Source organism: Methanococcoides burtonii DSM 6242 (assembly GCF_000013725.1).
Classification (GTDB): Archaea; Halobacteriota; Methanosarcinia; order Methanosarcinales; family Methanosarcinaceae; genus Methanococcoides; species Methanococcoides burtonii.
Window position 1 is genome coordinate 1,393,864 of record NC_007955.1, and the last position, 13,250, is coordinate 1,407,113.

Below are 13,250 nucleotides of genomic sequence, written 5' to 3' on the forward strand. Positions count from 1 at the left end.
CATTTTTACCGTTTCCAGAACTCCGGTGTCAACATAACTATAACAGTGAATACTTCTAACCTTCCAATCCACATATTAGCAATTAGTATAAGTTTGCCTAACACCGGAACCGTACTAAAGTTTGCCATTGGGCCCACCACATTGAAACCGGGACCAATATTACCTAATGTTGCAATCGATGCAGTTATAGAGCTTGTAAGGTCCATACCAAGAATTGCAAGAATTGAAGAACTGAATAAAAAGATCAGGAAATATATAACAACAAAGGATATAATTGCATGCATAACATCCCCGGGTACACTTTTTCCATTGAACTTCACTGGCCTTATAGCCTTAGGATGAATTGCCTTGAAAAGTTCACGGCGGGCATATTTCAGTAATATCAGAACTCTGACGACCTTAATTCCCCCCGCAGTTGAACCGGCACATCCCCCAATGAACATTATGGCCAGCAGTATGACCTTTCCTGAGTCAGACCATAAATTGAAATCAGCAGTTGCATACCCGGTCGTAGTCAGAATGGAAAGAACCTGAAATACCGCATATCTGAATGCTGTAGGTATTGTATCATAAGAATCCCTCAGAAGTATTCCTGTCAGCAGAATGGTTGAGATGGCCACTATAGCAAAATAGAACTTGAATTCATTGTCTTTTAGAAGGCTCTTCTTGTCAGAATATAGGGTCTTGTAATGTAAAGCAAAGTTTGCACCTGCTATGAACATGAACAATGTGATTATACCTTCTATCAAAGGACTGTTAAAGGCAGCAACACTATCAGCATATGTAGAAAAACCACCACACGCCATTGTGGTAAAAGTATGTGTAGAAGCATCGTAGAATGACATCCCTGCTGCAAGCAACAGTATAAGTTCAAGTACGGATATCGAGACATAGACCGCCCACAGGATCTTTGCGGTTTCCCTTATTCTCGGCTTGAGCTGATCTTCTTGTGGACCAGGAGCTTCTGCGCGAAACATCTGTCTGCCAGCAACACCCAATTTCGGAAGAATGGCAATGAACAACATGATGATACCCATCCCACCTATCCACTGCGTCATACTTCTCCAGAACAACAGGCTTCGAGAATGACTTTCGATATCCACGAAGATCGTTGCCCCAGTGGTTGTAAAGCCGGACATAGATTCGAACAGGGCATTAAGAGGGGTCACGCCATCGAACATGTAAGGTATGGAACCAAATAAAGCAGCTGCAAACCATCCAAATGCAACTATGGCAAAACCTTCTCTTTTTTCCCATTCGTCCTCACTGGATATGAACTTAAAGGAAAGCAGAGAACCAATAACAGTCGTCACTGCAAATGATACTGCAAAAGGATAAGGCGATTCACCGTAATAGAGTGCGACTACCAGAGGTATGAGCATCAGGGGGCCAAGAAAACAAAGAAGTGAGCCTAATACACTAAATACTACCCTATAGTTTATCAAAATAGATACCTTCCAATTTCACTTGAACAAGCGTTCAACTTTTTGATGTGCAGAAGGTAATAAGAACACAAGAACACGATCCCCTTCTTTTATGATATAATTACCACGGGGAACGAATGTATCGCCTTTATGTACTACCATACATACCAGAGCACCTTCAGGGAACCGTACATTCTTCAAAGGTTTACCAGTCACTTTAGAAGTACTGGATGCATTATATTCTATGATCTCGGCCTTTTCGCCTTCGATCATTGTCAATGCTTCAATACCAGTCCCCATTGTCAACTTCAGAACTTCATTGATCGTAGCTTCCCTTGGACTTACCGCGCGATCTACGCCCACCAATTCGAACAATGGCACATAATCAAGATGGTCAGCCCTTACAATAACCTTCTTTGCACCAAGTTGCTTGGACAGAAGAGCGCATAACAGATTTTTCTCATCACTATCAGTGACGGAGATCACGACATCCATGTTCTGAACACCCTCTTCTTTTAGAAGATGTATATCGGTACCATTTCCTTTCAGGACAAGAACTTTTGGAAGGAGATCTGCAATCGATTCACATCGATCCAGATTCTTTTCAATTATCTTAATGCTCGTGTTGCTTTTCTCCAGAAGCTTTGCAAGATAGAAACCAACTGTCCCACCGCCAATGATGAGAACTCGCTTCACATTGTCCGTATGTCCGGCAAAGAGATTACCAATGTCCATCATGGCATCGGATTTACCGATGACCACAACATGGTCACCTTTGTGGATGACATCGTCACCATGTGGAATGATAATATTCGAATCTCTATAAAGCGCACTCACTATACAACATTCAGAAATATCAAGGTCTTTCATTTTTTTGTCAACAAGATCGCTTTCATCCGAGACAACGAATTCCATCATCTTTACCTTTCCATCTGCAAACACCTCAGCATCTATTGCAGAAGGCATAGAAAGGATCTCAGCAACCTCAGAAGCCAAAGCAAGCTCAGGGCAGATCATGACATCGATACCCACCTGAGTGCGCGTTGCAACAGGCCTGTCGATATAATCAGGGTTCGTTACCCTCGCCATTGTCTTGAGCTGTTTGTGTAAAGGAGATATCAGCTTGGCAGTCGTACAGGTAACAATGTTCAATTCATCTGAACCCGTTACGGCAACAAGGAGATCAGCATCGTTTATCAGACGCTCAAGAATAGAAACATTTGCACCATTACCCTGAATAACCTGTACATCCAGTTCATCAGCTCTCGCACATGCATCCTCATCGATATCAATGACAACAACATCATTGTTGAGATAGAGAGAACTTGCAATATGAAATCCTACTTCTCCGGCACCTACGATAATGATCTTCATGAAATCACACAGACCTGTTAAAATAATAGAATTATAAAGATGGATAATGAAACATATCTATGTTAAAGCTTACTGCAAATATAAAAGTGGAAAAAAGAAAAAGATCCCGGCACATGCCATTATTCAACAGTACCAGGAGATATGGTAGAGATAGCACTTTCAAATGTGTCCTTTACCTTATCGAAGAAACCCTTGCCCTTAGAACCTTTAGAATTACCAGTGCTGAGCCTATCGAATTCATCAAGTAGTTCTTTCTGTTTACCAGTAAGGTCCGTAGGCGTTTCAACGATCACTTTCACAAGTTGGTCGCCTTGACCATGTCCGTGAAGGCGAGGCATACCCTTACCCTTTAAGCGTAATATGGAATGGGTCTGAGTGCCTGGCTTGATCTTCATCTTCACTTTCCCATGAAGGGTCGGTACTTTTATCTCAGCGCCCAACGCTGCCTGTGAGAATGATATTGGTATCCCATAAACAATATCATCGCCAATACGCTCGAATTCATCGTGTTGTTTGACATGGATGACAATATAGAGATCACCGGATGGTGCACCAGGGCTACCAGCTTCGCCTTCTCCAGACATCTTCAGTCGAAGACCTGTATCAGCGCCCTTTGGAATCGAGACACCCATTTTGCGCACTTTCTTTTGCTTGCCTGAACCTCTACAGACAGGACAGGGAGATTCAATTACCTGACCCTTTCCATGACAAGCATCACAAGTGGTTGTGGTCATGAAGTTGCCAAGCGGTGTTCTTCTTGCATGGGTTACCTGGCCACTGCCACGACATGTAGCACATGTTTTAGGACTTGTGCCTTCTTTTGCACCGGTTCCCCCACAGGTTTCACAATTCTCTGCACGTGGGACATTTATATGCACTTTTTCTCCGAAAGCAGCCTGTTCCAGCGTTACGCCAAGGTCATACCTCAGGTCCGAGCCTCTTGTAGGCCCCTGCCTGCGGCGTCCTCCGCCACCAAAACCGCCGAAGCCGCCACCGCCACCAAAAATACTGCCGAAAATATCACCAAGGTCACCAAAATCGCCAAAATCAGCATTTCTAAAAATGTCTTCAGTACTGTATCGACCATCGATACCCGCATGTCCAAAACGATCATACTGCGCCTTTTTCTCAGCATCTGAAAGGACAGCATACGCTTCGGAGATCTCCTTGAACTTCTCTTCAGCATCCGCTTCTTTGTTCTTGTCAGGATGAAATTTCATCGCAAGTTTGCGGTAAGCTTTTTTCAACTCAGTATCAGATGCATCTTTCGATACACCAAGTATTTCATAATAATCTCGCGTGGTCGACATTAGAACTCCTTTAAAGGTAAATAAAAGTGCAGATGGAAATCATCTGCACATATTGCCTTCAGGTATTTATTTGTCTTCGTCAACAACTTCATAGTCCGCATCAACGACATCATCATCTGATGCAGAGCCAGTTGATGAAGGACCACTTGCATCTTCAGAAGCTTCAGCACCAGCAGAAGCCTCTTTCTGAGCTTTCTCGTACATTGCAGCAGAAACCTTATAGACAGATTCCTGAAGTGCTTCTGTTTTGCTCTTGATAGCCTCGAGGTCTTCCCCTTCAAGTGCAGTTTTCAGATCAGCGATCGCAGCTTCGATCTGTTCTTTCTGCTCATTGGTTGCAACATCTCCAGCTTCCTTCAAGGTATTTTCAGCAGCATTAACAAGAGAATCAGCATTGTTCCTTGTCTCGACCTCTTCCTTGCGTGCCTTATCTTCCTCAGCGTGCAACTCTGCATCCTTTACCATCCTCTCGATCTCTTCATCGGACAATCCACCTGGTTTCTGTATAGAGATGGACTGTTCCTTGCCGGTACCGAGATCCTTTGCATTGACATGAAGGATACCATTGGAATCGATATCGAATGTTACTTCGATCTGTGGCAGTCCCCTTGGTGCAGGTGGTATGCCGTCAAGCACAAAACGACCGAGGGTCTTGTTCGCAGATGCGATACCACGCTCACCCTGCAGGATATGAATCTCCACAGATGGCTGGCTATCTGCCGCAGTTGAAAATATCTGGCTCTTCTTAACAGGAATTGTAGTGTTCCTCTCGATAAGTGGGGTTGCAACCCCTCCGAGAGTTTCTATACCCATTGTCAGTGGTGTGACATCAAGAAGGAGGACATCGTGAACCTCACCGGAAAGAACGCCTGCCTGAATAGCTGCACCAACTGCAACTGCCTCATCAGGATTGATGTTCTTGTATGGATCCTTTCCGATGAAGTTCTTGACAAGATTATATACTGCAGGGGTCCTCGTAGAACCGCCGATAAGAAGTACACGGTCAATGTCTTTTGTGGTCAACTTCGCATCACTAAGAGCCATCTTCATTGATTCGAGGGTCTTAGCCACAAGGTCTTCGGTCATCTTCTCGAACTGTGCCCTTGTAATATCAATATCGATATGTTTTGGCTGACCATTGGAATCCGCTGTAATGAACGGAAGGTTCACATTTGTAGAAGCAACACCGGAAAGCTCGATCTTTGCTTTCTCTGCAGCATCATTGAGACGCTGGAGGGCAGCTTTGTCATTTGACAGATCGATGCCTTCAGCCTTCTTGAATTCCTCAACAAGGAACTCTGTGATCCTCTGATCGAAATCATCACCACCAAGGTGGGTATTACCGCTTGTGGAAAGCACTTCAAATACACCATCGCCTAACTCAAGGATGGATACATCGAAAGTACCTCCTCCGAGATCGTAAACGAGGATCTTGTGGTCGCCTTCCTCTTTGTCAAGACCATATGCAAGAGATGCTGCAGTAGGCTCATTGATAATTCTTAGGACCTCAAGACCTGCGATCTGTCCGGCATCTTTGGTAGCCTGTCTCTGAGAATCATTAAAATAAGCAGGTACAGTTATAACCGTCTGAGTGATGGTCTCGCCTAGATAAGCTTCAGCGTCATCCTTGAGCTTCCTCAGGATCATAGCGGAAACTTCCTGCGGAGTGTAATCCTTACCGCTGAGATTGACCTTATAGTCGCCTTCACCGATATGACGTTTGATAGAACTTACACTGTTCCCAGGATTAGCTATCATCTGTCTTTTTGCTACCTGACCTACAAGCTTGTCTCCCTTCTTTGAAAAACCAACCACTGATGGAGTTGTCCTTCCACCTTCAGCATTTGGAATTACAGTAGGTTTACCACCTTCGATCACAGCCATACATGAATTAGTAGTTCCAAGGTCAATACCCAATATCTTTCCCATAATAATACCTCACTTATATTTGATTAAAATCAGATTAACGGCAGTCTAGTTATTTCTTTCGTAAACGATACGAACCGTTCATTCCTCATCCGGATTCTGTGCAACTGTGACCATCGCATGACGGATAACCTTTGAGTTAAGTTCATAACCAGCTTTACAGACATCAACAATATGCTGGTCAGCGTGCTCAGTAGTCTGCACATGCATCATAGCCTCATGAAAATGGGGATCAAATTCCTTGCCCTCACAATCTATCATCTTAAGACCTTCTTTTTCGAGGATAGATGTGAATTGCTTGAACACCATTTCAACGCCTTCTATAATGGAATTAACATCATCTGCTTTTTTAGCAGATTCGAGAGCACGATCAAAGTTGTCACGTACCTCAAGCAACTCAACCATTATTTCTTCAAGAGCAAATTTTCGAAATTCTTCTTTTTCCCGCAGGCTTCGATTTCTGAAATTCTCAAATTCCGCTCTCTGGCGCATTATTTGTTCATTTAGTTCAGCGATCTGAGAATCACAGGAAGTATGCAGATCCTCTGTGCTATCAGAAGCATTTTCCTTTAAGGCTTCTGCATTCTCATCTGCACAGCAAGTACAAGGATCGGACTTCTTCTCCGATTTAGATTTCTTTCCAAATTTACCTGTCATTTCTCACGACTCCGCCATAATTTGTGAGCGGTATAATAATAACATCTGATTGTTTGATGTTCTATAAATAAGTACCGGTTAGAAAAATACGTAATACTAAATAGCATAGACAAAAAAAACAAGCACAAAAGCCAGTCCCGATCTAATAGGATCAGGCATAATCAGTTTGCATCTTATAAGACAATAATTTGACAAGCAACATACTGGCGATCATACACAACGCAAGTGCGGAGACAATCTTATCCCAGCCCAATACCCCAAGCCCACCAGTTCGCACAAACTCAACGCCTCCAAAGAATGAGAAAATAGAGATCGTGGCTGCAAATGATACCACACATCCACCGATAAGTGCACCGACCTGATCGGCACCCCTCATTTCAAAGAAGACAGATCCTACAATGAACAATACAGCAAATATCAGCAAGATCATTGAAGAAGGCATCGGACTTTTACCGGTCTCGAAAATGTGCATTACACCCAAAGCCATGCCTATCATGAATAAAGACAATGTGCCTGAGACTGCCAGTGCTTGTACAAAAGGATTATCTGAAATATCCATATCCATCCCTTATTATTCCTCTCTCAGTAATTGTATTGCTGCTATATATATTAATTGTTAAAAATACACCTCAAAAAGATCGAAGATAGAATAAGTCACAGTAAATAACAAATAAGATGATATAATCTCAGCTTATATGAAAATACTTCTTTCTGAATACGCTGTCAGCACAGGGATGAGCGGCACCTACCTTCTGGAAGGAAAAGCAATGCTATCCACCCTGGCATCCAGCTTTTCGCGTCTCGGGCACGAAGTGATATACACAACCTCCGATACGACCATCGAGCACGGGAAACCTGTCAGATCATCCGAAGAAGATATCGAAGCAACGATAAGGAAATGTGCCAAAGAATGTGATGCGGGACTTGTCATAGCCCCCGAAGATATACTCCCGGGACTTACAGCAATAATTGAAGAGAATACACTGAACCTTGGTTGTTCACCAGATTCAGCATCCATCTGTTCGGATAAACTTGAATGTACCAGAATACTCGAAAACGCAGGGCTTGCAGTCCCCAGAACATATGCATTCGGAGAAAGTATGCCATTTAAAGGATGCTGGGTAACAAAACCCAGATATGGTTGTGCATCTGAAGATACTTTTGTTTGCCACCGACCAGATATTAGAAGAGACCATATTGCGACCGAGTATATTGAAGGCGAACATCTAAGTGTTAGCCTGATCTGTGGAAAAGAACAACTTCCCCTAACAGTGAATGCACAGAGGATGGAGATAGACCCCGCAAAGGATGCTTCCAAAATAGATTATTGCGGCTGTACAACTCCATACAGAACAGATAGAGAACAGGAGCTATATGATGTAGCAAAGAAAGCTACAAGAGCATTAGGCTGCAATGGATACATAGGAGTGGACATCATACTTGGGGACAGACCATACATAGTAGATGTTAATCCAAGACCTACAACATCCCTTGTAGGTATTACGAAGATAATGGACAAAGAGATAGCAGAACTCCTTCTCAAGAACGGAATGGGAGAATCACTGCCAGAAATAAAGATAACCGGAGAATATTCATTCACCAAAGAGGAACTGAGATGAGATATATAGGAGTAGACATCGGCGGAGCAAATACTAAAGTTGCATCAAGTGATGGCGAAATTACAGAATTGCTCTACATTCCGCTCTGGAAAGACACGATCCTCCCATCCGCACTTAAGGAACTGGCTGACAGACTGCAACCTGATGGATTGGCCGTTGTTATGACAGGAGAACTGGCAGACTGTTTTGTCGACAAGGAGGAAGGTATCAACTTCATAATGGATGCAGTGAACAACGCCTTCGACTGTGAAGTGAGATACGTCAACAATACCGGTAATTTCCAGAAAAGTACACAAAACAACAGAGAACTTGCCGCAGCAAACTGGGCTGCATCTGCCCGCCTGATAGGAGAAGAGGTCGGAGATTGCATTTTTGTAGACGTAGGCAGCACTACAAGTGATGTGATTCCCATCAAGAATGGAAAACATGTTGCAGGACATACTGATTTTTCAAGATTGCTCAGAGATGAACTGTTCTATGCAGGTACGCTGCGCACGAACCTTGCGGCATTGCTTGAAACCGTAAACCTTGATGCTGGCACATGCCGGGTATCATCTGAACTCTTTGCAAATACAGCAGATGCATATATGATGCTTGGAGATATCGATAAAGAACTCTATACATGCGAGACTTCAGACGGTGCAGGCAAAGACAGAATCGATTGTATGAGAAGACTTGCCCGCGTTGTATGTGCAGACCTTACCGAAATATCAGAAGAGGACATATACCGGCTGGCAAAGAACGTTAAGGAAAGACAGATAGAATTGCTATGTAATTCAGTATCTGCCGTTGCTGAAGCGAATGAACTTGACATGATAGTGTCAGCAGGTTTAGGAGAGTTCATGATAGAAAAGGCTGCAAAAAGGCTCGGTTATGACTGTTTCTCAACTGCGGACAAGTGGAGTAAGAATATATCGAAGGTATTTCCCGCATATGCTGCGGCCAGATCGATGGATAAGGAAAAGAACGAATGATAAGGGAAATTGCTCATGAAGGTCGTCCTTAAACTTGGAGGAAGTCTGATAGACAGATCATCAGAGCTCATAAAGGCCATATCTGACCACTTTGCCGCAACCGAAGGGAATATGCAAGTGATCATTGTGCCCGGCGGAGGCATCTTTGCAGATACTATACGCAGGATATCTAAAGAGTATTCACTCACGGAAAAAGCAGCCCACTGGATGGCTATAGCAGCAATGGAACAATATGCACACCTTCTCGAAGATCTAAGCAGCATACCAACCATCGAGAATACAAGCAATATCAACGCAAATGTATCAATATTACTCCCATACAGACTTTTGAAAGATACAGATGAACTACCCCATTCATGGGATGTTACCTCAGACACCATTGCAGCATGGGTGGCACAAAGGATGAGTGCAAGACTTGTCAAAGCCACCGATGTTGATGGTATTTTCAATAATGGGAAAATGATAGAGGAAATAACCTTAAAGGAACTTGAGGTAATGGGAGAAACATGCGCTGATCGGATGTTATCCACAATGCTGATAAAGCACGGCATGGAATGCGTGATCGTGAATGGAGATCATCCTGAGAGGGTGATTGCAGCCATTGAAGGAAAAAAAGTAATAGGAACTTATATCAAGGGGAATGCTTAAATTAGATACCGCGTATGTACAGAAACCGTTAATAGCTTATAGCGAAACAATACGTTTCGTTCCAGCATCATACAATTTACTGAATTAAAAAGGAGATTTATAATATGGCAAAAGTTGAACAATGCACATCATGCGGAATTCACCTTGTTGAGAAAGGGTTCACAAGACTCCCTTGCCCAACATGCGAAACCGAACTTGGAAGATGTACCAAGTGCAGACAACAGAGCAACCCTTACACATGTCCAAAATGCGGATTTGTAGGACCCTGAGGAATCATAATGGGTGAAGTAGCAGCAACAATGAAGATCATGCCAGAAGGGGTAGATACCGACCTGGATGACCTTAAGATCAGGCTTGAAGCAGTATTACCAGAAGGCGCATCTATCTTTGGCTCAGAGATAGAACCTGTCGCATTTGGTTTGAAAGCACTTAAACTAGTAGTCCTCGTTGGCGACCTCGAAGGCGGCACAGAGCCTGTAGAAGAAGCTTTTGCAGCAGTACCTGGTGTAGAGAGCGTACAGGTCACTGAATTGGGAAGACCTGTTTAACTATAAATTTTTTACTTTTTTATTTCTCTTTTTATTATTTATCCATAGGGCTCGTAGATCAGGGGTAGATCGTTACGTTCGCAACGTAAAGGCCGCGGGTTCAAATCCCGCCGAGTCCATTAGAGAGATCATTGAAATGAAGCAATCAGATGAATAAAAAAGAGTAATAAGAGGATTATTCATTCCCCCATATGGATAACTTTTGCGTTGGAAACCGCTTCATTAACAAGAGATTCAATGTCCACTTTTTCTTCTTCTTTGACAATGGAACCAAACACTGCCTTCACCTCTGGATGAACAGGAACAGCACCACAGCCTGAGGTTGGCATTATAGAAATATCATAGGAACCAATACGTTTGGCAATATCGATTATTTCGGTTTTGTCAAGGCCTATGAGAGGATGATAAAGCGGGATTCCCAGACCCTATACTTCAGCATGCATATTGGCAGCGGTCTGTGAAGCCACCTGACCAATGGATGAACCCGTGATAATGCCATCAGCATTCTCTTTTTTCATGATCTCATATGCCATACGATACATTGTGCGTTTACAGAGAAGGCAGGTATTCTTCACAATGCACTTCTTCATGAACTCATCAAGGTTCTTTCCATGAGGAACCTCATACATTTTCATAGGGTCTGCAGGAGACCATTTTTGAAGCCGCTCAACAGCTTTGATCGCACGTTCAAGTGCCCTATCATCAGAAAAAGGTATGTTGTTCGCATAGACAGGTATAACCTTCACACCACGCTTCATCATCAGCCATGCGGCCACTGGAGAATCGATGCCACCTGACATTAGAACGATCATAATACCCTGACTGCCAAGCGGAAGACCACCCACGCCTTTGACAATATCCGTAAAAACATATGCCTTGTTCTGCCTCATTTCAACGGAGATCTCACGGTCGGGATTTGAAAGGTCCACTTTAGGAGTTCTTCCAATAGATTCAAGCCTGGTCCAGACCGCATCCCCACATAATCTGCCAATGTCCGTGGAAGAAGGACCCTCTTTACCCACACGGCGTGCACGAATTCCAAAGGACTCACCTTCATTTATGATATCGACACCAATATCTGCACAAAGCTTTGCAGCTTCATCAACATCAGCATCTATCATTTTAGCTGCTGATGTGGAAACAACCCCAAAGACGTCCGCAGCTGCTATTGCAGCTTCCGGGTCATCGGAAGTAATGAAGATACGACCCCATTCACGATGAACTCTGGAAAATGAGACGTTTTTCTGCCTCAACATAGCTTCAAGGTTCCGTACAAGGATCCTTTCATATAGATTCCTGACACCCGGACTCTTAAGTGCTAGTTCTCCATACCTTACAATGACCACATCGAACATGGCCCATACTAATCATGCATCTGTTTTAAGCTATTTGGTAGAGGCAAATGATAGCAATTTTAGAACAAAAAAGAAAACTATATGTATGGATGAATCACATAGGTAGGGTTATCCATAAGGACGAAGACTATATTGAAATGCAATATAGAACAAAGGAGTGAGTTTGGGGAGTGGGATTTCCAATACACTTTTTTGCACTATAATACGATATTACTTACATATCATGGATCGGTGGGGGTATATAATGAAAACATTAGACAAATGTCCAAAGTGTAACTCAGAGCTTGAGCTAGAAAATGACAGCTTGCAGGTATGCAAGGTATGTAAATACTGGACAAAAGCAGGAACTGCAAGACTTGATTCGATCACGATAATGGGATAAGGCGATCTTATGACAAGTTTACTAAAATGCCATCGTTGCGAGATCGATCTTAGGCGTATGAAGATGGGAGGCAATCTCATGTACTACTGCAGTAAATGTGGCAGTACAACATCAGTAGAGACCAGTTATAAAAGTGCCACACGATTAGTCACACATCGTGATCAGATATCGATCTGATCACCAGTGACTATTTTTCTTAATTTTATAATATAAGTATAAAGACTTTCAACATCCTTGATCTCTTTTTTAACCAAAGAACTTAGCTTATCACGTAGCTGCATATCAACATCAGCACCGAGATATACCAGGTCCTCAGAAAGTTTCGCAGCAAGGATGTTACCCCTCCGGTCCCAATCAGTAAGAATGATAACTCGTCTCTTCTCACTTGCAACCCTTTCAGAGATCTCCGTAAGAGGGGACTGCGTGACGAGTTCGATAGGACCGTTGATACCAAGTTTTTTCAACGAAATGATGTCACGTTTCCCTTCAGCCAGAATAATAGCTCCATTATTGGAATGTTCCGCCAGCTCAGCAAGTATGAGCTCGATCGATTCGAGCCTCCACTGATAGTCAGAAAAGGGAGCTTTCAAATGATCCTTAATTGCAGAGGACCCACTGCCAGGATGAAATTTTGACATTAATATGGAATATCACATACAGACCTAAATAATCATCCCAAACTGACATTATTTTTTCATATAGAACGATAACATTATATAGAGAGATTTATGAAACTTATAATTGATGAGATAATTGTTCTTGCCATTGGAGGTGGTATAAATGAGTTGCATCTTTTGCGGAAAAGCATGTAGGGAAGCAGGCGTTGAAGGGGATTATGGTAACAAAATATCAGAAGGCAGAATGATAGGCCATAGCCATGTCTGCATGGATTGTATCATAGAACTAAAAGAGATACTGGGATTAGAGGATATTGAAAAGAAGGTTGCTGAAGCTGAATATGAGATGTTCGAAGAAAGTGAACACTGAATTTAGAGCATATCCTTTTAAAATCGTAAAGATCCCAGATAATAGC

The 13,250-nt window shown here is 42.9% G+C and carries 14 protein-coding genes, 1 tRNA gene and 1 pseudogene; 8 read left to right on the plus strand and 8 right to left on the minus strand.

Annotated features, from left to right (window positions below; all coding sequences use genetic code 11):
- Positions 1–5: 5 nt before the first annotated feature.
- From MBUR_RS06730 to MBUR_RS06755, 6 genes are all read right to left on the minus strand, one after another.
- Complete coding sequence (locus MBUR_RS06730; protein ID WP_048063574.1) at positions 6–1,442, minus strand: TrkH family potassium uptake protein; 1,437 nt, start codon at positions 1,440–1,442, stop codon at positions 6–8.
- 21 nt (positions 1,443–1,463) lie between these two features.
- Positions 1,464–2,798: a Trk system potassium transporter TrkA gene (gene trkA, locus MBUR_RS06735; protein WP_011499373.1), complete on the minus strand. Its 1,335-nt coding sequence runs from the start codon at positions 2,796–2,798 to the stop codon at positions 1,464–1,466.
- A gap of 119 nt (positions 2,799–2,917) precedes the next feature.
- Positions 2,918–4,108 (minus strand): molecular chaperone DnaJ, encoded by a 1,191-nt coding sequence (dnaJ, locus tag MBUR_RS06740; protein ID WP_011499374.1) that lies wholly within the window; start codon positions 4,106–4,108, stop codon positions 2,918–2,920.
- A 66-nt stretch (positions 4,109–4,174) separates the two neighbouring features.
- Positions 4,175–6,037, minus strand: a complete 1,863-nt coding sequence (dnaK, locus tag MBUR_RS06745) for a molecular chaperone DnaK (protein WP_011499375.1) — start codon at positions 6,035–6,037, stop codon at positions 4,175–4,177.
- Between the two features lie 78 nt (positions 6,038–6,115).
- The gene (grpE, locus tag MBUR_RS06750; protein WP_011499376.1) at positions 6,116–6,691 is read right to left on the minus strand and encodes a nucleotide exchange factor GrpE; all 576 of its coding nucleotides are present in this window, start codon (positions 6,689–6,691) and stop codon (positions 6,116–6,118) included.
- Between the two features lie 151 nt (positions 6,692–6,842).
- Complete coding sequence (locus MBUR_RS06755; protein ID WP_157196668.1) at positions 6,843–7,250, minus strand: heat-shock protein; 408 nt, start codon at positions 7,248–7,250, stop codon at positions 6,843–6,845.
- A 136-nt stretch (positions 7,251–7,386) separates the two neighbouring features.
- Here MBUR_RS06755 and MBUR_RS06760 point away from each other — a divergent pair, with 136 nt between their 5' ends.
- The 6 genes from MBUR_RS06760 to MBUR_RS06780 all read left to right on the plus strand — a co-directional run bounded on the left by MBUR_RS06760 (position 7,387) and on the right by MBUR_RS06780 (position 10,599).
- A complete protein-coding gene (locus tag MBUR_RS06760; RefSeq protein WP_011499378.1) occupies positions 7,387–8,310 on the plus strand; it encodes an ATP-grasp domain-containing protein in 924 nt (307 codons plus the stop codon).
- Positions 8,307–9,284 (plus strand): hydantoinase/oxoprolinase family protein, encoded by a 978-nt coding sequence (locus MBUR_RS06765; protein ID WP_011499379.1) that lies wholly within the window; start codon positions 8,307–8,309, stop codon positions 9,282–9,284. Before MBUR_RS06760 ends, MBUR_RS06765 begins: the two co-directional genes overlap by 4 nt.
- A gap of 15 nt (positions 9,285–9,299) precedes the next feature.
- Entirely contained in the window at positions 9,300–9,932 is a 633-nt protein-coding gene (locus MBUR_RS06770; RefSeq protein WP_011499380.1) for an amino acid kinase, read from the plus strand.
- A gap of 104 nt (positions 9,933–10,036) precedes the next feature.
- Positions 10,037–10,201: an HVO_2753 family zinc finger protein gene (locus MBUR_RS13480; RefSeq protein ID WP_011499381.1), complete on the plus strand. Its 165-nt coding sequence runs from the start codon at positions 10,037–10,039 to the stop codon at positions 10,199–10,201.
- A 9-nt stretch (positions 10,202–10,210) separates the two neighbouring features.
- Positions 10,211–10,480 (plus strand): elongation factor 1-beta, encoded by a 270-nt coding sequence (locus MBUR_RS06775; protein ID WP_011499382.1) that lies wholly within the window; start codon positions 10,211–10,213, stop codon positions 10,478–10,480.
- Between the two features lie 47 nt (positions 10,481–10,527).
- Positions 10,528–10,599, plus strand: a tRNA-Ala gene (locus MBUR_RS06780).
- 60 nt (positions 10,600–10,659) lie between these two features.
- Here MBUR_RS06780 and thiI read toward each other — a convergent pair.
- Positions 10,660–11,835, minus strand: a pseudogene (thiI, locus tag MBUR_RS06785) (tRNA uracil 4-sulfurtransferase ThiI).
- Positions 11,836–12,079: 244 nt separating this feature from the next.
- Between thiI and MBUR_RS14125 the strand changes: the two are divergent.
- Positions 12,080–12,217 (plus strand): hypothetical protein, encoded by a 138-nt coding sequence (locus MBUR_RS14125; RefSeq protein WP_198003710.1) that lies wholly within the window; start codon positions 12,080–12,082, stop codon positions 12,215–12,217.
- 161 nt (positions 12,218–12,378) lie between these two features.
- Here MBUR_RS14125 and MBUR_RS06790 read toward each other — a convergent pair whose 3' ends face one another.
- Positions 12,379–12,855 carry a toprim domain-containing protein gene (locus MBUR_RS06790; protein ID WP_011499385.1) on the minus strand — a complete coding sequence of 159 codons (477 nt, stop codon included), beginning with the start codon at positions 12,853–12,855 and terminating at the stop codon, positions 12,379–12,381.
- Between the two features lie 142 nt (positions 12,856–12,997).
- Between MBUR_RS06790 and MBUR_RS06795 the strand changes: the two genes are divergently transcribed.
- Positions 12,998–13,204: a hypothetical protein gene (locus MBUR_RS06795; protein ID WP_048063294.1), complete on the plus strand. Its 207-nt coding sequence runs from the start codon at positions 12,998–13,000 to the stop codon at positions 13,202–13,204.
- Positions 13,205–13,250: the final 46 nt, after the last annotated feature.

What these genes read in the sequence shown, in the direction of transcription:
- trkA (WP_011499373.1), bottom strand. Translation starts at nt 2,798, where the DNA reads ATGAAGATCATTATCGTAGGTGCCGGAGAAGTAGGATTTCATATTGCA.
- dnaJ (WP_011499374.1), bottom strand. Translation starts at nt 4,108, where the DNA reads ATGTCGACCACGCGAGATTATTATGAAATACTTGGTGTATCGAAAGAT.
- dnaK (WP_011499375.1), bottom strand. Translation starts at nt 6,037, where the DNA reads ATGGGAAAGATATTGGGTATTGACCTTGGAACTACTAATTCATGTATG.
- grpE (WP_011499376.1), bottom strand. Translation starts at nt 6,691, where the DNA reads ATGACAGGTAAATTTGGAAAGAAATCTAAATCGGAGAAGAAGTCCGAT.
- MBUR_RS06755 (WP_157196668.1), bottom strand. Translation starts at nt 7,250, where the DNA reads ATGGATATTTCAGATAATCCTTTTGTACAAGCACTGGCAGTCTCAGGC.
- MBUR_RS06760 (WP_011499378.1), top strand. Translation starts at nt 7,387, where the DNA reads ATGAAAATACTTCTTTCTGAATACGCTGTCAGCACAGGGATGAGCGGC.
- MBUR_RS06765 (WP_011499379.1), top strand. Translation starts at nt 8,307, where the DNA reads ATGAGATATATAGGAGTAGACATCGGCGGAGCAAATACTAAAGTTGCA.
- MBUR_RS06770 (WP_011499380.1), top strand. Translation starts at nt 9,300, where the DNA reads ATGAAGGTCGTCCTTAAACTTGGAGGAAGTCTGATAGACAGATCATCA.
- MBUR_RS13480 (WP_011499381.1), top strand. Translation starts at nt 10,037, where the DNA reads ATGGCAAAAGTTGAACAATGCACATCATGCGGAATTCACCTTGTTGAG.
- MBUR_RS06775 (WP_011499382.1), top strand. Translation starts at nt 10,211, where the DNA reads ATGGGTGAAGTAGCAGCAACAATGAAGATCATGCCAGAAGGGGTAGAT.
- MBUR_RS14125 (WP_198003710.1), top strand. Translation starts at nt 12,080, where the DNA reads ATGAAAACATTAGACAAATGTCCAAAGTGTAACTCAGAGCTTGAGCTA.
- MBUR_RS06790 (WP_011499385.1), bottom strand. Translation starts at nt 12,855, where the DNA reads ATGTCAAAATTTCATCCTGGCAGTGGGTCCTCTGCAATTAAGGATCAT.
- MBUR_RS06795 (WP_048063294.1), top strand. Translation starts at nt 12,998, where the DNA reads ATGAGTTGCATCTTTTGCGGAAAAGCATGTAGGGAAGCAGGCGTTGAA.